At 69.6% G+C, this 18,761-nt stretch carries 19 protein-coding genes; 11 read left to right on the top strand and 8 right to left on the bottom strand.

Going from position 1 to position 18,761, the window contains the following annotated elements:
- Positions 1-102: 102 nt before the first annotated feature.
- Positions 103-1,344 (top strand): SAM-dependent methyltransferase, encoded by a 1,242-nt coding sequence (locus tag ACWH43_RS17890; RefSeq protein ID WP_158444539.1) that lies wholly within the window; start codon positions 103-105, stop codon positions 1,342-1,344.
- 172 nt (positions 1,345-1,516) lie between these two features.
- On the opposite strand, the gene ACWH43_RS17885 is transcribed toward ACWH43_RS17890, so the two are convergent.
- A complete protein-coding gene (locus tag ACWH43_RS17885; protein ID WP_158444540.1) occupies positions 1,517-2,656 on the bottom strand; it encodes a citrate/2-methylcitrate synthase in 1,140 nt (379 codons plus the stop codon).
- Positions 2,657-2,745: 89 nt separating this feature from the next.
- Here ACWH43_RS17885 and ACWH43_RS17880 point away from each other — a divergent pair, with 89 nt between their 5' ends.
- Entirely contained in the window at positions 2,746-3,822 is a 1,077-nt protein-coding gene (locus tag ACWH43_RS17880; protein WP_158444541.1) for a citrate synthase/methylcitrate synthase, read from the top strand.
- Positions 3,823-3,909: 87 nt separating this feature from the next.
- On the opposite strand, the gene ACWH43_RS17875 is transcribed toward ACWH43_RS17880, so the two are convergent.
- The 5 genes from ACWH43_RS17875 to hutI all read right to left on the bottom strand — a co-directional run bounded on the left by ACWH43_RS17875 (position 3,910) and on the right by hutI (position 9,865).
- Entirely contained in the window at positions 3,910-4,473 is a 564-nt protein-coding gene (locus tag ACWH43_RS17875) for a HutD/Ves family protein (protein WP_158444542.1), read from the bottom strand.
- 184 nt (positions 4,474-4,657) lie between these two features.
- Positions 4,658-6,325: a urocanate hydratase gene (gene hutU / locus ACWH43_RS17870; protein ID WP_158444543.1), complete on the bottom strand. Its 1,668-nt coding sequence runs from the start codon at positions 6,323-6,325 to the stop codon at positions 4,658-4,660.
- On the bottom strand, positions 6,322-7,131 hold the full coding sequence (gene hutG, locus ACWH43_RS17865) for an N-formylglutamate deformylase (RefSeq protein ID WP_158444544.1): 810 nt from the start codon (positions 7,129-7,131) through the stop codon (positions 6,322-6,324). The genes hutU and hutG overlap by 4 nt, the downstream gene beginning before the upstream one ends.
- Positions 7,128-8,660: a histidine ammonia-lyase gene (hutH, locus tag ACWH43_RS17860; RefSeq protein WP_158444545.1), complete on the bottom strand. Its 1,533-nt coding sequence runs from the start codon at positions 8,658-8,660 to the stop codon at positions 7,128-7,130. Before hutH ends, hutG begins: the two co-directional genes overlap by 4 nt.
- Positions 8,657-9,865: an imidazolonepropionase gene (gene hutI / locus ACWH43_RS17855; protein ID WP_260348165.1), complete on the bottom strand. Its 1,209-nt coding sequence runs from the start codon at positions 9,863-9,865 to the stop codon at positions 8,657-8,659. Before hutI ends, hutH begins: the two co-directional genes overlap by 4 nt.
- A 140-nt stretch (positions 9,866-10,005) precedes the next feature.
- On the opposite strand from hutI, the gene ACWH43_RS17850 reads away from it, so the two are divergent.
- Positions 10,006-11,370: a formimidoylglutamate deiminase gene (locus ACWH43_RS17850; protein ID WP_260348101.1), complete on the top strand. Its 1,365-nt coding sequence runs from the start codon at positions 10,006-10,008 to the stop codon at positions 11,368-11,370.
- Between the two features lie 22 nt (positions 11,371-11,392).
- On the top strand, positions 11,393-12,142 hold the full coding sequence (gene hutC, locus ACWH43_RS17845) for a histidine utilization repressor (protein WP_158444547.1): 750 nt from the start codon (positions 11,393-11,395) through the stop codon (positions 12,140-12,142).
- A gap of 117 nt (positions 12,143-12,259) precedes the next feature.
- Here hutC and ACWH43_RS17840 read toward each other — a convergent pair whose 3' ends face one another.
- Positions 12,260-12,526: a glycine zipper domain-containing protein gene (locus tag ACWH43_RS17840; RefSeq protein WP_158444548.1), complete on the bottom strand. Its 267-nt coding sequence runs from the start codon at positions 12,524-12,526 to the stop codon at positions 12,260-12,262.
- Positions 12,527-12,812: 286 nt separating this feature from the next.
- On the opposite strand from ACWH43_RS17840, the gene ACWH43_RS17835 reads away from it, so the two are divergent.
- The 4 genes from ACWH43_RS17835 (at position 12,813) to ACWH43_RS17820 (ending at position 15,965) form a co-directional block, all read left to right on the top strand.
- Entirely contained in the window at positions 12,813-13,190 is a 378-nt protein-coding gene (locus ACWH43_RS17835) for a PRC-barrel domain-containing protein (protein WP_260348102.1), read from the top strand.
- 236 nt (positions 13,191-13,426) lie between these two features.
- On the top strand, positions 13,427-14,320 hold the full coding sequence (locus ACWH43_RS17830; RefSeq protein WP_158444550.1) for a transglutaminase-like domain-containing protein: 894 nt from the start codon (positions 13,427-13,429) through the stop codon (positions 14,318-14,320).
- Between the two features lie 48 nt (positions 14,321-14,368).
- Positions 14,369-15,268 (top strand): diacylglycerol/lipid kinase family protein, encoded by a 900-nt coding sequence (locus tag ACWH43_RS17825; RefSeq protein WP_158444551.1) that lies wholly within the window; start codon positions 14,369-14,371, stop codon positions 15,266-15,268.
- 13 nt (positions 15,269-15,281) lie between these two features.
- Positions 15,282-15,965: a phosphatase PAP2 family protein gene (locus ACWH43_RS17820; RefSeq protein ID WP_158444552.1), complete on the top strand. Its 684-nt coding sequence runs from the start codon at positions 15,282-15,284 to the stop codon at positions 15,963-15,965.
- A gap of 25 nt (positions 15,966-15,990) precedes the next feature.
- Here the strand turns inward: ACWH43_RS17820 and ACWH43_RS17815 are convergent, their stop codons facing one another.
- Entirely contained in the window at positions 15,991-16,479 is a 489-nt protein-coding gene (locus ACWH43_RS17815; protein ID WP_260348103.1) for a pyridoxamine 5'-phosphate oxidase family protein, read from the bottom strand.
- A gap of 156 nt (positions 16,480-16,635) precedes the next feature.
- On the opposite strand from ACWH43_RS17815, the gene ACWH43_RS17810 reads away from it, so the two are divergent.
- From ACWH43_RS17810 to ACWH43_RS17800, 3 genes are all read left to right on the top strand, one after another.
- Positions 16,636-16,788 (top strand): hypothetical protein, encoded by a 153-nt coding sequence (locus ACWH43_RS17810; RefSeq protein ID WP_260348104.1) that lies wholly within the window; start codon positions 16,636-16,638, stop codon positions 16,786-16,788.
- Between the two features lie 124 nt (positions 16,789-16,912).
- The gene (locus tag ACWH43_RS17805) at positions 16,913-18,358 is read left to right on the top strand and encodes an aldehyde dehydrogenase family protein (RefSeq protein WP_158444554.1); all 1,446 of its coding nucleotides are present in this window, start codon (positions 16,913-16,915) and stop codon (positions 18,356-18,358) included.
- 66 nt (positions 18,359-18,424) lie between these two features.
- The gene (locus ACWH43_RS17800; protein WP_158444555.1) at positions 18,425-18,754 is read left to right on the top strand and encodes a four-helix bundle copper-binding protein; all 330 of its coding nucleotides are present in this window, start codon (positions 18,425-18,427) and stop codon (positions 18,752-18,754) included.
- The last annotated feature ends 7 nt before the right edge of the window (positions 18,755-18,761 follow it).

The raw sequence follows: 18,761 nt of genomic DNA, 5'->3' as shown, positions 1-18,761 counted from the left end.
ATGCCGCAGGCGAGGGGCACCCTTGCATTCAAACGGAGTTACGCCCAGCATTTCTCTTGCCATCTTTTGAACAACAAGGGGGCGCTGCCGAAGGTGGGGCCAATGCGTTCACTGGTTGCAAGGATGCTGTCGCGGCTGGCGATCGAGCCGCGGATAGACGTGGTTTTTCCGGACGGGACGCTGCAGACGGTCGGGCATGGCACGGTGCCGCGGCTGCGCATGCGCATCGTCGATACGCCGACCGAGCTCAGGCTCGCGCTCAACCCCGAACTCGCCCTGGGCGAAGCGGTCATGGACGGGCGCGTCGTCGTCGAGCAGGGCTCGCTCTACGACCTGCTCGACGCGCTGGTGGCGGCGGTCCACAAGGCCAGGCCGCGGGGCTGGGGCAAGACGCTCGCCGGGCTGCGCACGGCGCTGCGGCGTTTCCACCAGCACAACACGCCGGCGCTGGCGAAGCGCAACGTCGCGCATCACTACGATCTGAAGAGCGATTTCTTCAGGCTCTTCCTCGATCCCGACATGCAGTATTCCTGCGCCTATTTCGCCCGGCCCGAGATGACGCTGGCCGAGGCGCAGCTCGCCAAGAAGCGCCATATCATGGGCAAGCTCGACCTCGCGCCGGGCCAGCGCGTGCTCGATATCGGCTGCGGCTGGGGCGGGATGGCGCTGTCGATCGCGGGCGAGACGGGAGCTTCCGTCACGGGCATCACCCTGTCCGAGGAGCAGCTCGCCATTGCCAGGCAGCGCGGCGCCGAATCCGGCCTGCCGGTCGAATTCCGGCTGCAGGACTACCGCCACCTGACCGAGAGCTTCGACCGCATCGTCTCGGTCGGCATGTTCGAGCATGTCGGCGTCGGCTACTATCGCGACTATTTCCGCAAGGTCCGCGAACTGCTGACCGATGACGGCGTCGCTTTGATCCACACCATCGGCCGCTCCTCGCCGCCGGGCGCCACCAACCCCTTCATCGCCAAGTACATCTTTCCCGGCGGCTATATTCCCGCCATGTCGGAGGTGGCGGCGGCGATCGAGAAGGAAGGGCTCGTCATCACCGATGTCGAGGTGCTGCGCATCCATTACGCCGAGACGCTGAAGGCCTGGCGCGAGAACTTCCTCGCCCGGCGCAAGGAGGCGGTGGCGATGTATGACGAGCGCTTCGCCCGGATGTGGGAATTCTATCTGGCCGCCTCCGAGGCGAGCTTCCGGCATGACGATCTGGTGGTGTTCCAGTTCCAGCTCGCCAAGAAACTCGACGGCCTGCCGGTCACGCGCGGCTATATCGAGGCGCGCGAGGGCGAGCTTGGGCGGGAGCCGGCTGCGGCGAAGGTTGCCGGGTCGGCTTAGGCAAGCCCCGCCTGCGTCATTCCGGGGCGCCGCTAGGCGGCGAAGCCGGAACCCAGAACCGATGCGGGTCTTCAAAAGGGCTTTTGCCGGTGCGCCTCTCAATCAGGCACGCCGGTTCTGGGTGCCGGGCTCTTTGCTGCGCAAAGCCCCGGAATGACGGCGCGGTTGCAGCTTAAGCCGGCTCCGGCCCGACATAGCGGGCGCGAGGCCGGATCAGCCGGCCGGTCTCGTTCTGCTCCAGCGCATGGGCGATCCAGCCCGTGCAGCGGGCGGCCGCGAAGATCTGGAAGGAAACGTCCGGGGCCAGCCCGAGCCGGGCCGCGATCGCGGTCAGCACGAAGTCGATATTGGGCTCCTCGCCGGTCAGCGCCGCGACGGCCCGGCGCACCTCCTCATAGGCCGGCGGCAAGGTGAAGGCCGCGAGCAGGCCGCGCGCCCGCGCATCGCCGTTAGGGTAGAGCGGGTGGCCGAAGCCGGGCAAGGGCACCCCCGCCGCGAGGCGGGCGGAAATCGCGCCCTTCGTCCCGTCCTCCGCGATCTCCCGCATCAGCCCGAGCACGCGCGACGCCATGCCGCCATGCAGCGGCCCCGAAAGCGTGGCGAGCCCGGCCAGCACGCAGGCTGCCAGCGAGGCGCGCGTCGAGGCCGCGACGCGGACCGCGAAGGTCGAGGCGTTGAGCTCATGGTCGGCGAGCAGAACGAGAGCGCGGCGGATCAGGTCGGCCCCGCGCGCATCGCAGCCCCAGGCCTGCGCCAGCCGAAGATGGATCGGCCCCTGGCCCGGCCGCCCGGCAATGGCGTCGACCAGCGCGTCGAGCACCGAGGCGGCCTCGAGATAGAGCGCCTTCTTCGCGCGCCCGGCCATGGCGGCATCGCCGGCGGCGCGCGCGGCGATGACCGCGAAGATCCGCTGCCGGGCCGGTGCCTCCGGGACGATCGTGAACAGCGGCGGGAAGCGCTGCGAGCCGCAATCCCAGAGCAGCCGCGCGACATCCTCCAGCTTCGCCGTCTCGGCCAGCTTCTCGGCGTCCTGCCCGCGATACCAGAGCCTGCCGCGCTGGATCGTGGCGATGCCCGAGGCCAGGATCGGCTCGCCGAAGGCGATCGCATCCTCGGCGATGGCGGCGGGCTTGCGGCCACGCGCCTTGCGCCGTTCGAGCCGCGCCACGTCCTCGGCCCGGTAGAGGCGGCGTCGCGAATCGGCCGCGTCGCCGCGCACCTCGATCAGCCCGCGGCTGACATAGGCGTAGAGCGTCTGCGGCTTCAGCCCGAGTCGCGCCATTGCCTGTTGCGCCGTCAGCCAGTCGTTCATCGGAATATATATTGATTATATCGATCAAGATTGATTCTAGCGCCGAAGCTCACGATCCTCAAGGCGTCAGATGTTGAGGAGAATCCGCCATGTCCGATGGCCTTGAAGATGTCGTTGCCGCCCATACCGTGCTCTCGGAGGTCGATGGAGCGGCGGGCCGGCTGGTGATGCGCGGCCACAGCCTGGACGCGCTCGCGGGCCACACCTCCTTCGAGGAGATGGCGGCGCTGATGCTCGACGGTTTCGTGCCGAATCTGCCACGACAGAAGCAGTTGCAGGTCGCGCTGGGCGAGGCCCGCAAGGAGCTGTTCGAGACGATCGTCAGCGATGCCGTGCCGGCGGCGCTCTCGCCCGTCGAGATGGTCCGCGCGATGACGGCGCTGATCCCGGACGGCGAGGGCGCCGGCGTGGTCCTGAAGCTGCTGGCGGCGCCGGCGGTCTTCACCCCGGCGGCGCTCAGGCTGCGGCGCGGGCTCGCCCCGGTCGCGCCCGATCCGTCCCTGTCGCAGGCGGCCGATACGCTGCGCATGCTGACCGGCGCGGCGCCGACCCCGCAGCAGGCCGCCGCGCTCGACACCTATCTCGTCACCGTGGCCGATCACGGCCTCAACGCCTCGACCTTCGCCGCGCGCGTGGTCGCCTCGACCCGGGCCGGCCTGGTCTCGGCCGTGCTGGCCGGGATCAGCGCCCTGAAGGGGCCGCTTCATGGCGGCGCGCCCGGCCCGGTCATCGAGATGCTCGACGCCATCGGCGCGCCGGCCGATGCCCGCGCCTGGCTGGAGGCGGCGCTGGACCGGGGCGACCGGCTGATGGGCTTCGGCCACCGCATCTACCGGGTGCGCGATCCGCGCGCCGACGCCCTGAAGGGCGCGATCCGCCGGCTCGGCGCCGATGCCGGGCGGCTCGCCTTGGCCGAGGCGGTCGAGCAGGCGGCGCTCGCCATCCTGCGCGAGCGCAAGCCGAACCGGACGCTGGAGACCAATGTCGAGTTCTACACGGCGCTGCTGCTGGAGGCGCTCGGCTTCACGCCGGATTCCTTCACCTGCGTCTTCGCGCTGGGCCGGACGACGGGTTGGCTCGCCCATGCCCATGAACAGATCGCCGGCGGCAAGCTGATCCGCCCGCAATCGGTCTATGTCGGCCCGCAGCCGCGGCAGGCGGCTTAGGCATCGGACCGGAAAGTGGAATCCGCTTTTCGGAAAAATCCGATGCGCCAGCAATGAGATGGATCATCCGTAAGTACGCGCGATGACCTAGCGCGCCGGGGCCAGCTTCACGACGAACAGCTCGCCGCCGTTCCGGGCGGCGAGTTTTGCTGTGGCGGGAGCTGCGAGGACGGCGCTGTCCCCGGCGGCGAGCGCCGTGCCGTCCACCTGCCAATCGCCTTGATGCGCCACGAGAACCAGCAGTCCCCGCTCGGCCGCGATCTCCCGCGATCCGCCGCTCAGCCTTTCGACGCTGTGGCGCCACGCCCCGCGTCGGCTCATGACATTCAGATCGTCGATCGGCCCGTCGACCAGCACGCCCTTCACGCCCCGGTCCGCGGCGAAGAAGAACGGGGCGGCGGTACGGTCGAGCGAAACCGTCTCGCCGTCGTCGAAGGCGAGGCGGATGCCGTTCCCGGTCAGCACCGACAGCGTCCGGTCGATGCCGGGGAAGGCGGAGAACGGCCCGTCTGCGCCCACATGCGCCATCGAGATGCGCCAGTCGAAATCGCTGAGGGGGGCTCCCTCGGGAAAAACCGCGATCTCGGTGGTGGTGCCGCCGCCGTTCTTCCAGGGCATGACCTTGCAGTCGGCGGCGCGGATGATGCGCATGATCCTTGTTTCTCCGCTCGGAACCGCGTGTCATTCCGGGGCATGGCGAAGCCATGAGCCCGGAACCCGGAACCGATACCCTACCCGAATGAATCGGGGAGTTTGCAGAACCAATGCGAAGATCGGCATCGGTTCCAGGTTCCGGGCTCGGCGCTGGCGCGCCGCCCCGGAATGACACGAAGGCTCAGCCCAGGATGCCCGGCAGGTCGAGCCCCTTCTCGCGGGCGCAGTCCAGCGCGATGTCGTAGCCGGCATCGGCATGGCGCATCACGCCGGTCGCCGGGTCGTTCCAGAGCACGCGCCCGAGGCGGGCGGCGGCGTCCTCCGTGCCGTCGGCGCAGATCACCACGCCCGCATGCTGCGAGAAGCCCATGCCGACGCCGCCGCCATGATGCAGCGAAACCCAGGTCGCGCCGGAGGCCGTGTTGAGCAGGGCGTTGAGCAGCGGCCAGTCGGAAACCGCGTCCGAGCCGTCCTTCATCGCCTCGGTCTCGCGGTTCGGCGAGGCGACCGAGCCGGAATCGAGATGGTCGCGGCCGATCACGACCGGCGCCTTCAATTCGCCCTTGGCGACCATCTCGTTGAAGGCGAGGCCGAGGCGGTGGCGGTCGCCGAGGCCGACCCAGCAGATGCGTGCCGGCAGGCCCTGGAAGGCGATGCGCTCGCGCGCCATGTCGAGCCAGTTGTGCAGGTGCGCGTTGTCGGGCAAGAGCTCCTTCACCTTGGCGTCGGTCTTGTAGATATCCTCCGGATCGCCCGAGAGCGCGGCCCAGCGGAACGGGCCGATGCCGCGGCAGAACAGCGGGCGGATATAGGCCGGGACGAAGCCCGGGAAGGCGAAGGCGTTCTCCAGCCCCTCTTCCTTGGCGACCTGCCGGATGTTGTTGCCGTAGTCGAAGACGGGCAAGCCCATCTGCTGGAAGGCGATCATCGCCTCGACATGCTCGCGCATCGAGGCGCGCGCCGCCTTCTCGACCGCCTTCGGATCGCCCTCGCGGCGCTGCTTCCACTCGCCCATGGTCCAGCCCTTCGGCAGGTAGCCGTTGACCGGGTCGTGCGCCGAGGTCTGGTCGGTGACCATGTCGGGGCGGATGCCGCGGCGGACCATCTCGGGCAGGATCTCGGCGCAGTTGCCGATGAGGCCGACCGACTTCGCCTCGCCGGCCTTGGTCCAACGGGCGATCATCTCCAGCGCCTCGTCGAGCGTCTGCGCCTTCTCGTCGAGATAGCGGGTGCGCAGGCGGAACTCGATCGAATCCGGATTGCACTCGACGGCGAGGCAGGAGGCGCCGGCCATCACCGCGGCCAGCGGCTGCGCGCCGCCCATGCCGCCGAGGCCGCCGGTCAGGACCCATTTGCCCTTGAGGTTGCCGCCATAGTGCTGGCGGCCAGCCTCGACGAAGGTCTCGTAGGTGCCCTGCACGATCCCTTGCGTGCCGATATAGATCCAGGAGCCGGCCGTCATCTGGCCGTACATGGCGAGCCCCTTCCTGTCGAGCTCGTTGAAATGATCCCAGTTGGCCCAGTGCGGCACGAGGTTGGAGTTGGCGATCAGGACGCGCGGCGCGTCCTTGTGCGTGCGGAACACGCCGACCGGCTTGCCGGACTGGACGAGCAGCGTCTCGTCGGCCTCGAGCCCGCGCAGCGCCGCGACGATGCGGTCGAAATCCTCCCAGGAGCGCGCGGCCCGGCCGATGCCGCCATAGACGACCAGCTCATGCGGGTTCTCGGCGACGGTCGGGTCGAGATTGTTCATCAGCATGCGCAGCGGCGCCTCGGTCAGCCAGCTTTTGGCGGTGAGCGCGGTCCCGGTCGCGGCGCGGATGGTGCGGGTGTTGTCGAGGCGGGTCATGAACGGCTCCGTTCGATGGCTGCTGCTGCGGCAAGCGCGGCTTCGATGATGGCGGACAGGGCGCTCTGCAGGCTGGCGGCCTTCGTCGCGTCGAAGGTCCAGGGCGCGGCTTCCTCGGCGAGATAGGCCGAGAGCGCGATCTCCATCTGCAGCGCGTGGACGCCCTCGAAGGGGCGCCCGTAATGGCGCGTGATCCAGCCGCCCTTGAAGCGGCCGTTGAGGATCTGGGTGAGAGGCTGGCCGGCCATGGCGGCGACGGCTGCGGTCTCGACGCCGGGCGCGCAGCTCTGGCCGGAATTGGTGCCGAGGTTGAGCGTCGGCAGCGTGCCCTCGAACAGGCGCGGGATCACCGACTTGATCGAGTGGCAATCCCAGAGCACGCAATAGCCGTGCTCGGCCTTGACCCGTGCGATCTCGTTGGCGAGCGCCGTGTGATAGGGCTGGAAATAGGCCGCCTTGCGCCGCTCGATCTCGGCCGAGTCCGGGGCCGTCCGCCAGATCGGCGCCCCGTCGAAGGTCGTGGTCGGCACCAGCTCGGTCGTCGCCTGGCCCGGATAGAGCGAGACGCCGGCCGGGTCGCGGTTGAGGTCGATGACGAAGCGCGAGAGCTGGGCCTCGACGATGGTCGGCCGGAACGGTGCGGCGAAGCCGTAGAGCTGGCGCATATGCCAGTCGGTATCCTCGACCAGCTTTCCGCGTTCGTTGAGCTGCGCCGTGACCTCCGAGGGAACGCCGGTGCCGGGATGCGGCATCGAGAGGATGAGCGGGGAGGGGCCCCGCGTCACGGTGACGATCTCGGTGCTCATGCGCTGCACTCGGCAAAGCTGTCGAGGCCCGCCGCCTTGCCGACGGCGCCGGAGAGCACGAGCTCGGTCGCGGCCGCGAGGTCGGGAGCGAGATAGCGGTCCTCGGTCAGCGGCGCGATCTTTTCGCGCAGGAGCGCCAGCACCGGCTCCAGCCGGGCGCTGGTCCTGAGCGGGCGGTGATGCTCGATCGCTTCCGCCGCCGCCATCAGTTCGACGCCGATGACGCTGGCGGCATTCTTCGCCATGTCGATCAGGCGGAAGGCGCCATGCGTCGCCATCGAGACATGGTCTTCCTGGTTGGCCGACGTGGGAATGGTGTCGACGGAAGCAGGATAGGCCTTCTGCTTGTTCTCGGAAGCCAGAGCCGCAGCCGTGACCTGCGCGATCATGAAGCCGGAGTTCAGCCCGGCATCGCGGGCGAGGAAGGGCGGCAGGCCGCTCATCACGGGGTCGACCAGCAGCGCCATGCGGCGCTCGGAGAGGTTGCCGATCTCGCAGACCGCCATGGCCAGGATGTCGGCGGCGAAGGCGACGGGCTCGGCGTGGAAATTGCCGCCCGAGACGATCTCGCCGGGGCCGAGCACCAGCGGGTTGTCGGTGACGGCGTTGGCTTCGATCGAGAGCGTCGCGGCGGCGTTGCCGATGAGGTCGCGCACGGCGCCCATCACCTGCGGCTGGCAGCGCAGCGAATAGGGGTCCTGCACCTTCGTATCGCCATGGCGGTGGCTCTCGCGGATGGCGCTGCCGGCGATCAGGTCGAGCAGGATTTTCGCGACCTTGATCTGGCCGGGCTGGCCGCGCAGCGACTGGATGCGCGGGTCGAACGGCGTGTCGGAGCCCTTCAGCGCATCGACGGAGAGCGCGCCGGCGACGAGCGCGGCATCGAAGACGCGGGCTATTGCCGCAAGCCCGGTCAGCGCGATCGTGGTCGAGACCTGCGTGCCGTTGATCAGCGCGAGGCCTTCCTTGGCGCCGAGCGCGAGCGGGGTGAGGCCGGCGCGCTTTAGCGCCTCGGCCGCCGGCAGGGTCTCGCCCTTCAGGCGGATCTCGCCGAAGCCCATCAGGGCCGCGGTCATATGGGCGAGCGGGGCGAGGTCGCCGGAGGCGCCGACCGAGCCCTTGGCCGGGATTACCGGCAGGGCGTCGGCGCCGAGCGCGCCGGTCAGCGCCTCGATCACGGCGGGGCGCACGCCGGAGGCGCCGCGCGCCAGGCTCGCCGCCTTCATCGCCAGCAGCAGGCGCACCACGCCGTCGGGCAGGGCAGGGCCGGTGCCGACCGCATGCGAGAGGATCAGGTTGCGCTGGAGCGTGGCGAGATCGGCATCGGCGATGCGGACGCTGGCGAGCTTGCCGAAGCCGGTATTGACGCCATAGGTCACGGTGCCGGCGGCGACGATCTCCTCGACGATCTTCTGGCCGGAAGCGATGGAGGTGGCGCTGTCGCCGCCGAGCGAGGCGACGGCGCCGTCGAGGATGGCGCGCCAGTCGGTGAGGCGGGCTGCGCCCGGGTTCAGCGAAACCGTGGTCATTGTCCGTTCCAGATGCGGGTGTGAAGCGGGTTGAAGCCGATGCGGTAGGCGAGCTCCGCCGGGCGCTCGATCTCCCAGATCGCGAGATCGCAACGCTTGCCGGCCTCGATCGTGCCGATTTCCTCCTGAAGGCCGAGTGCCTTTGCGGCATGGCGGGTCAGGCCCGCCAGCGCCTCCTCAGGCGTCATGCGGAAGAGCGTGCAGGCCATGTTGAGCACCAGGAGCGGCGAGGTCAGCGGCGAGGAGCCAGGATTGGCGTCGGTCGCCAGCGCGATCGCCGCGCCGTGCTTGCGCATGAGCTCGATCGGCGGCTTCTGCGTCTCGCGCAGGAAATAGAAGGCGCCGGGCAGCACGACCGCGACAGTGCCGGCCTTGGCCATGGCGACGACGCCGTCTTCGTCGAGATATTCGAGATGGTCGGCGGACAGCGCGCCCATCTCGGCCGCGAGCCTGGCGCCGTGGAGATTGGACAACTGCTCGGCATGGAGCTTGATCGCGAGGCCCTTGGCCTTGGCGGCCTCGAAGACCTGCCGCGTCTCCTCCGGCGAGAAGGCGATGCCCTCGCAGAAGACGTCGACGGCGTCCGCCAGCCCCTCGGCCGCGACGGCATCGAGGATCGGGCCGGCGACGAGCGCGGCGTAATCGCCCGAGCGGCCCTTGTATTCCGGCGGCACGGCATGGGCGCCGAGGAAGGTGGTGCGGACGGTGACCGGCCGCTCGCGGCCGATGCGGCGCGCGACGCGCAATTGCTTGAGCTCCGCCTGCTGCTCCAGCCCGTAGCCCGACTTGATCTCGACGGTGGTGACGCCCTCGGCCATCAGCGCGGCGAGGCGCCGGTCGGCGGAGGCGAAGAGCGCGTCCTCGCTCGCCTCGCGCGTCGCCTTGACGGTGGAGAGGATGCCGCCGCCGGCCCGCGCGATCTCCTCATAGGTCGCGCCCTCGAGACGAAGCTCGAACTCATGCGCGCGGTCGCCGCCATAGACCAGATGGGTGTGGCAATCGATCAGGCCGGGCGTGATCCAGCGGCCGGCGCAGTCGACGGTCTCGGCCGCGGCGAAGGCGGGCGCTTCGGCGCGCGGACCGACGTAAAGGATGCGCCCCTCGCGGCTTGCGATCACGCCGTCTTCGATTGTGCCATAGGGTGCGTCGATCGCCGGCGACATCGTCGCCAGCCGCGCATGGGTCCAGAGCTTGTCGCAAGCCAGCGTTTCACCGGGCGCTTTCGCCACCGCGCATCCTCCCGCTACTCTTTGATCGAGGCCTATGCTATCTAATTGCATATGCAAATGGCAAGCGCGTATTTGCATATGCAATTGAACGAGCAGCGAGACAGTGGAGCGAAGCGGTGACCGAGACCCTGCATCTGGCCGAGGCGCTTCTGCCGCAAGGCTTTGCCCGCAACGTGAAATTGACCGTCGATGACGGCTTCGTCACGGCCGTCGAGCCGGATGCGGCGCCGGCCGGCGCGGGGCTCCGCTTTGCGGGTATTGCGCTGCCCGGCATGCCGAACCTGCACAGCCACGCCTTCCAGCGCGGCATGGCGGGGCTATCCGAAGGGCGGGGCGCGCCGGAGGATTCCTTCTGGACCTGGCGCGAGGTGATGTACCGCTTCCTCGACCGGCTCGATCCCGAGGACGTGCAGGCCATCGCAGCCCAGGCCTTCGTCGAGATGCTGGAGGGCGGCTTCACCGCGCTCGCCGAGTTCCACTATCTCCATCACGACAGGGACGGGCGCGCCTACGCCAATATCGCGACGATGGGGCAGGCGATCGCCTCCGCCGCGCAGGAAACCGGCCTCGGCCTCACCTTGCTGCCGGTGCTCTACCGATTCGGCAATTTCGGTCAGGCGCCCTCGGTCCATGGCCAGCGCCGCTTCGTCAACCAGCGCGACGCCTATCAGCGCCTGCTGGAGGGGAGCGCCGCGGCGATCCGCGATCTGCCGGACGCCCGGCTCGGCGTCGCGCCGCATTCGCTGCGCGCGGTCGCGCTCGACGATCTCGGCTGGGTGGCGTCGCTGCGGCCGCATGATCCGGTCCATATCCACGTCGCCGAGCAGGTGCCCGAGGTCGAGGCCAGCCTGAAGATCACCGGCCGGCGGCCGGTCGAATTGCTGATGGATACGGTTCCGCTCGATGGCCGCTGGTGCCTGATCCATGCCACCCACCTCTCCGATGCCGAGCGCGACGGCATCGCCCTGAGCGGCGCGGTCGCGGGCCTGTGCCCGATCACGGAAGCGAGCCTCGGCGACGGCATCTTCGACGGCATCCGCTATGCGCAGGCCGGCGGCGCCTATGGCGTCGGCAGCGATTCCAACATCCAGATCGACGCGGGCGCCGAACTGCGCCAGCTCGAATATTCGCAGCGCCTGCGCGATCGCCGCCGCGCGCTCTTCGCGGCGGAGCATGCTTCGACCGGGCTCGCGCTCTGGCAGGCGGCCTGCGCCGGCGGCGCGCGCGCCTGCGGCCGCGCCATCGGCGCGATCGCGCCGGGCCATCGCGCCGATTTCGTCACGCTCGACGCGGATCACCCGGCCATCCTCGGCAAATCCGGGAGCGAGGCCCTCGACAGCGCGATCTTCGCCGCGAACGCCCTGCCTTTGCGCGATGTCGTCGTCGGTGGCAGGAGTGTCGTCGCAGAGGGGCGGCACATCGCCCGCGATTCGGTGCGGGCGCGCTTCGCCGGGGTGATGCGGCGCCTGCTCGCGGCATAGGCAAGGCAGGTCGGGACAGACGATGGCGGAGACCCAGCCCGACGCGGTGAAGCTGGACGGCGCCGGGCCGGTCTACGACCAGATCCGCCGCGCGATCCGCGACCTCGTCGTCAGCGGGGCCTGGCCGCCGGGCACCGGCGTGCCGCCCGAACATGCGCTGATGGAGCAGCTCGGCGCCTCGCGCATGACCGTGCACCGGGCGCTGGTGCAACTGGCCCGCGAGGGCCTGATCGTCCGCCGCCGCCGTTCCGGCACCATCGTCGCGAGCCCTCCGGCCAGCCACGCCATGCTCGACATCCTGTCGATCCCGGAAGAGGTGGAGCAGCTCGGGCAAGCCTATTCCTACGACGTTCTCGCCCGGGGCGACGGCCGCCCGGCGGCGGAGGTCGCCGAGCGCTTCGGTCTGCGGCGCTCCGACAAGGTGGCCCATCTCCTTGTGCTGCACCGTGCCGACGGCAAGCCGCATGTGCTGGAGGAGCGCGTCATTCACGTCGCGGCCGTGCCGGGCGTGGCCGGGGAGGATTTCGCGAAAACTCCGCCTGGCGACTGGCTGCTGCAGCACAGCCTCTGGTCGCAGGCCGAGCATGCGATCAGCGCCGTCGGCGCGCAGGCAGAGGAGGCGGGGCTGCTCGCCATCGCGGTCGGCGAGCCCTGCCTGCTGGTCGAGCGGCGGACCTGGAACCAGGATCGCCCGGTGACGGCGGTGCGCCTGCTCTATCCCGGCCCGCGCCACCGCTTCGTCGGGCGCTTCGGCCCCTATGGTCAGATCTGACAGGCGGCCAGGTTCTACCCACGCCCATGCTTGAGCGCAGCGTCGCTTCGCCAGCCGCAACGAAAAGGCCCGCCAGTGCTGGCGGGCCTTGCGATGCGTTTCTTCGCGGCGGCGCTCTCAGCAGTCGTAGACCACGCGCCGGCCCCACTCGTCCCGTCCGTAGCAGCGCTGGGGGGTCGCCGCGCCGCCGATGATGGCGCCGCTGGCGCCGCCGATGGCCGCTCCGGCCAGGGCGCCGCCGGCGCGGCCCGTGGCTGCGCCGCCGATGAGAGCGCCCGCGCCCGCGCCGATCAGGGCGCCCGTGCCCGCATTCTGTTCGCGGGGCGTGCAGGCGCCGGCGCCGATCGCGGCGCCCAGCGTGATGATCAGCATCATTTTCTTCATGCAAACTCCTCCTCTCGATTGCGCCTGTCTCTTCCCGATCCCAACGGCGCGGTGCGGCGAAGGTTCCGGTCCGGCTGCGGCGGGAACGGGGCGGGATGGTGGCGGGAGCGGGGAAAGGCCGCCGCCGCAAGCCTCCTCTCCAGGCGCCCGCCTCGCGGCCCCGGACGACCGGCAACGCAGGCGCGATCCGTCGGAACCTTCGCCACGACGGTGAGTTGCTTCGGCGAGTTGGTCAACGGCTCCCGGCCGGCAGGCCGCGGGGCGAGCAAACCGGATGGAGCGAACGATGACGATGTCCAATGCTGCTGGCGGCGCGAATCCGCTGATCGCCGGCGCGCGGGTCGCCGGCACGGACGTTTACAACGTCGCGGGCGATCACCTCGGCGAAATCTACGACATCATGCTCGACAAGCAGACCGGCAAGGTCGCCTACGCCATCATGTCCTTCGGCGGCTTCCTGGGGCTCGGCGAGAAATACCATCCCATCCCCTGGAGCGTGCTCGACTACGACCCGCAGCGCGGCGGCTATGTCGTGCCGCTGACGAAGGAGAAGCTCGAAGCGGCCCCGATGTATGACAGCGAAGGGGAGCCCGACTGGGAGGACAAGGCTTATGGCAAGCGTGTCCACGACTACTACGGCACGATGCCCTACTGGATGATGTAGCGGCAGCCAGACGCAGGTCGCGGCGGTCGCTATCCCCCCAGCCGAACCGTCGCGACGGCGGGATGCGGGCCGAAAGGCCCGCATCTTCTTTTTCCGGGGGCGTTTTCGCGCGGGGCACCGCTTTTTTTGCCGCGGGCCGGAACTTTGCCGACGGGCTCCGCGTCTGATCTGCGGGGGAAACGACGAGCCGCCGCGGCTTCTTCCCGCGGAAGGCTTCCCTTCAATCAGGAAGACACATGCACATCCGCTATGGCTACCGGATCGAGCTCGTCTGCGAGCACGACACGCCGATCGTGACTCTGCTGGACGTCCACCCTTCGCGCCGCCGTGACCTCGTCAGGCCGGACGAGATGCGGGTGACGGCCCTGCGCGATCCTTCGCGCCCGCTCGCCGTCACCCAGCACCGCGACGCTTTCGGCAATATCGGCCGCCGGCTGGTCGCCCCGCCCGGCGGGGTCAGGCTGGAGTCGGAGGGGGTGATCGAGGATTCCGGCGAGCCCGACCGCCAGTTCCCGGAGGCGCAGGAGGTGCCGCCGTCGCAATTGCCGCACGAGGTGCTGCCCTATCTGCTCGGCAGCCGCTACTGCGAGACCGACCGGCTCTGCGACCAGGCCTGGCATCTGTTCGGCGAGGCTGCGCCGGGCTGGGCGCGCGTCCAGGCCATCGCCGATTTCGTGCACAACCATCTCAGCTTCGGCTACCATTTCGCCCGCAGCACGCGCACCGCCGCCGAGGCCTTCCAGGAGCGGGTCGGCGTTTGCCGCGACTTCGCCCATCTCGCGGTCGCGTTCTGCCGCTGCATGAACATCCCGGCCCGCTACTGCAACGGCTATCTCGGCGATATCGGCGTGCCGCCCGATCCGGCGCCGATGGACTTCAATGCCTGGTTCGAGGTTTTCCTCGGCGGGCGCTGGCACACCTTCGACGCCCGCCACAACCGGCCGCGCATCGGCCGGATCGTCATCGCCCGCGGGCGGGACGCGACGGATGTGGCGATGCTCAGCACCTTCGGCCGCCATGCCCTGGGTTGCTTCGAGGTGGTCACCGAGGAGGTCGAGGCCTTGCCGGTGCCGATCGCGCTGCTGGATGCCCCCGCGCGACCTTACGGGGCCGGCCAGGCCGCGGCCTGAGCCGCCTCGCCGCGCGGGGAAGGCCCGGTATTCCGTCACGGTCGAGCGATGCGATACACGGTCGTCGTCAATGCCCGCGCGGGCACGGTTCTCCAGGCGGGCACCGCAGCCTTCGCGGCGCGGCTGCAGGCCGCCTTCGCCGCGCGCGGCGCGCAGGCCGAGGTGAGGCTCGTCCCGCCGCGCGACGTCGCCGGGGCGCTGGCGCTGGCCGTCGCGGACGGCGATGCGGTTCCGGTCGTCGCCGGGGGCGACGGCACCATCAACGGCGTGCTGCCGGTGCTGATCCGGGCGGGGCGGCCCGTCGGCATCCTGCCGCTGGGGACAGTCAACGTGCTCGGGCGCGATCTCGGCCTGTACGGCCCGCTGGAGCGGCAGGTCGCGGCGCTCTGCGACGGCGAGCCGGTGGCGATGGATGTCGGGCGGGTGAACGACCGGCTGTTCCATTCGCTCTCCGGCCTCGGCTTCTTCAGCCTGATGGCGCGCGAGCGCGAATCGGCCCGCCGGCGCATCCCGTTCAGCCGCGGCGCCGCATTTGCGCTCGCGGCGGCGCGCTCGATCCTGTTTACCCGATCGATCGCGGTGGAGATCGGCGTCGGCGGGAACAACCTCGTCGTCGAGGCCGATGCGGTGCTGATCACCGTCAACCGCTTCGACGGGGCCGAATGGCGCCGCGAGGCGCTCGACGGGGGCGTCTTCGAGGTCCATGTCCTGAATGCCGGCGGCCTTTATTCCCGCAGCAAGGCGGCGCTTTCGGTGGTTTCCGGCGGCTGGCGGGCCTCCGGCAACCTTGCCTCCTTCCGCGGCGACGCGGTCGTGCTGCAGCGGCGCGACAAGCGCCGGGGCCACGTCACTTTCGACGGGGAGGTCGAGCGCAAGGCGGGGCCTCTGTCATACAGCCTGCTTCCGCGGGCTTTTCGCGTTATAGCGGCGCGCGCGACGAAACCTTGAGAGAGAAGACCGCATGTCCCGTTCCGCATCCGGCAGGGTTCCCGCCCTGCTGCATCCCAGGCTCGTCGTTCCGGCGGTGGCGGGGCTGCTGTTCCTGGCGCTGGCCGCCGCCATCGCCTCGGGCCGCAGCTTCGCTTTCGACCGGAGCCTGATCCTGCTGTTCCGCGAGCCGGGCAATCCGGCGGTTCCGCTCGGCCCGGCCTGGTTCCAGGAAGCGGTGCGGGACATGACGGGGCTGGGCAGCTTCGTCGGGCTGTTCTTCATGATGGTGGGGGCGACGTTGGGGCTCTGGATCTGCGGCCGGCGCCGCCTCGCCGCCGGGCTGGTCGCCAGCGTGCTCCTGGCCGTGCTCGTCAGCAGCGGGCTGAAGATCGCGATCGCCCGCGAGCGGCCCGACATCGTCGCCCATGCCGCCCTGACCTTCACGGCGAGCTTCCCCAGCGGCCACGCCTTCCTCTCGGCCGCGGTGCTGCTCAGCATCGCCGGCTTCGTCGGGCTCGCCTCGCGGCGCGACGACATCGCCCTGTTCGCGTTGCTCCTCGCCGCGACGATGATCCTGCTGATCGGCCTGAGCCGCATCTATCTCGGCGTCCACTGGCCGACCGACGTGCTTGGCGGCTGGTGCCTCGGCGTGGTCTGGTCGAGCCTGGCGACGGCCTGGGCCGGCCGACGGGCGAGCGATCTCGATCCCGCGTGAGCCGCCTCCCGGTCATGCGAGGGGTCTAGCGCATGTCGATGGTGGCGTTGACGCCGAGATCCGGCGTGCGGCCGAGGATCTTGGCGGTCGCCAGCTTGAAGGCGACGAGCACGCTGCTGGACGGCCCGTCCCAGATTTCCGCGGAGACCGGCGTCAGCGCCAATAGCCCGGCATCCGGGTCGTCCGGGCCGTTCGGGAACCAGGCGCCCGCCATCGGCGTCCAGATCTGGTGGAGCAGCTCGCGGTCCGTGACCTCCGAGGCCGTGCAGGCGATCGCCGCATAGAAGTTGCGGTCTTCCTGGCTGATGGCGACGGAGACGGAGGGCGAGTGCAGCGCCGCCTCGATGATCCCGGTATGGCGGTGGGTGATGAAGAGCAGGCGATGACGCTCGCGGTCGATATGGCCCGCCATCGGACGGGTCTTCAGCATGTCGCCGGCGATCAGCGACACCATGTAGACCGGATGGGCGTCGAGCGCCGTCCAGATCCGTTCCTGCCATTCCGTCTCCGACATCGCCCCCTCCTGCGACGCGATATCCGCTGTCCGAACAGGTGAAACGCGCGGCGGCCGGCGGCGTTCCACGATCACCGAACTTTTGCGCGGAACTTTTGCGCGGACCGGCGGTTTCGCCTCCCGCCGCGGCCCCGGCCGCCTCATTCGGGAAAGCCCATGCCTGCATCGCGCAATCTGCTGATCGTTCTCGTCGTCGTGCTCCTGGCGGCGCTCGCCGTCACCGGCTACTCCCTCTATCAGGAGAAGAAGCAGCCCGACGGGGTCGAGATTTCGGTCGGCAAGAACGGGCTCTCGATCCAGCAGAAATGAACGGCCGAGGCGGCTGCGCGCCTTGCGGGCAGCGGATGGCGGGCAGGCGCGAGGGCATTGGCCTTCGCGGTCCAAAGAGGTTAACACCGCCTGCAGGACACCGTCTTCCGTGGGAGTGAAGCTGATGAATGCGCCCTTCAAGAACCTGATCGACGGCGAATGGACCGCCGCGGCTCACGCGTCGCGCAACATCAACCCCTCCAATACCGGCGACGTCGTCGGCGAATACGCGCAAGGGACGGTCGAGGACCTGAACAACGCCGTCGCGGCGGCCAAGGCCGCCTTCCCGGCCTGGAGCCGCACCACGCCGCAGGAGCGCTACGAGGTCCTGAAGAAGGCCTCCGACGAGATCCTCGCCCGCAAGGACGAGCTCGGCCGGCTGCTTTCGCGCGAGGAGGGCAAGACCCTGGCCGAGGGCATCGGCGAGGCCGCCCGCGCCGGCCAGATATTCGCCTTCTTCGCCGGCGAATGCCTGCGCGCCGGCGGCGAGATGGTTCCCTCGGTGCGCCCGGGCGTCGGTGTCGAGATCACCCGCGAGCCGGTCGGAATCGTCGGCATGATCACGCCCTGGAACTTCCCGATCGCGATCCCGGCCTGGAAGATCGCCCCGGCGCTGGCCTGGGGCAACTGCGTCGTGATCAAGCCGGCCGATCTCGTGCCGGGCTCGGCCTGGGCGCTCGTTGACATCATCCAGCGTGCCGGCCTGCCCAAGGGCGTGCTCAACCTGGTCATGGGCCGCGGCTCGGTCGTCGGCCAGGCGCTGCTCGAGCACAAGGACGTCGCGGCGATCTCCTTCACCGGCTCGGTCGCGACCGGCCGCAAGGTCGCGGCCGCCTGCATCGCCTCGAGCCCGATGAAGAAGGTCCAGCTCGAGATGGGCGGCAAGAACCCGCTCGTCGTGCTCGACGACGCCGACCTGAAGACGGCGGTCGAGGTCGCGGTCAACGGCGCCTTCTTCTCCACCGGCCAGCGCTGCACGGCGTCCTCGCGCCTGATCGTCCAGGCCGGCATCCACGACAGATTCGTCGAGGCCTGCATCGAGCGGCTGAAGGGCGTCGTCGTCGACGACGCGCTCAAGGCCGGCACCCATATCGGCCCGGTCGTCGACCAGAGCCAGCTCGACCAGGACCTGAAATACATCCAGATCGCCAAGGACGAGGGCGGCAGGCTCGCCTTCGGCGGCGAGCTCCTGAAGCGCGAGACTCCCGGCTTCTATCTCCAGCCGGCGTTGTTCACCGAGACCACCAACGCCATGCGCATCTCGCGCGAGGAGGTCTTCGGCCCGGTCGCCAACATCGTCCGCGTCAAGGACTATGACGAGGCGCTCGCCGTGGCCAACGACACCGAGTTCGGCCTCTCCTCGGGCATCTGCACGACCTCGCTGAAATACGCCACGCATTTCAAGCGCAACAGCGAGGCCGGCATGGTGATGGTCAACCTGCCGACGGCGGGCGTCGACTATCACGTGCCGTTCGGCGGCCGGAAGGGCTCCAGCTACGGTCCGCGCGAGCAGGGCGCCTACGCCAAGGAGTTCTACAGCACGGTGAAGACGGCCTACACGCTGGCCTGATCTCGGAACAGGCTGCGGTCGCGGCGGTTGATCGGGAAACGCACTTCTCCCGATCGGAGCCGCGACATGCACCACCCCGACCCGAAGACGCGCGAGATCGTCGATCTCGCGCTCGATTGCTACAAGCACTGCTTCGGCATGGCGACGACGCATTGCCTCGCCGTCGGAGGCGCCCATGCCGAACCGGGGCATCTGACGCTGATGCTGGCCTGTTCCGAGATCTGTCGGACCATGGCCCATCTGCTGATGATGGCCTCGCCGCATGCCAGGCATCTCGCCCCGGAATGTATCGAGATTTGCGAGGCTTGTGCCGCCGATTGCGAGCGCCTCGGCGGCATGGAGGATTGCGTCGCGGCCTGCCGCGCCTGTGCGAAGGCGTGTGCCGCCCTGTCGTGACGGGCGC

The sequence above is a fragment of the Allobosea minatitlanensis genome (assembly GCF_964020775.1).
The sequence above is the reverse complement of the archived record's forward strand: the minus strand, read 5'-3'. Positions and strand labels throughout refer to the sequence as shown.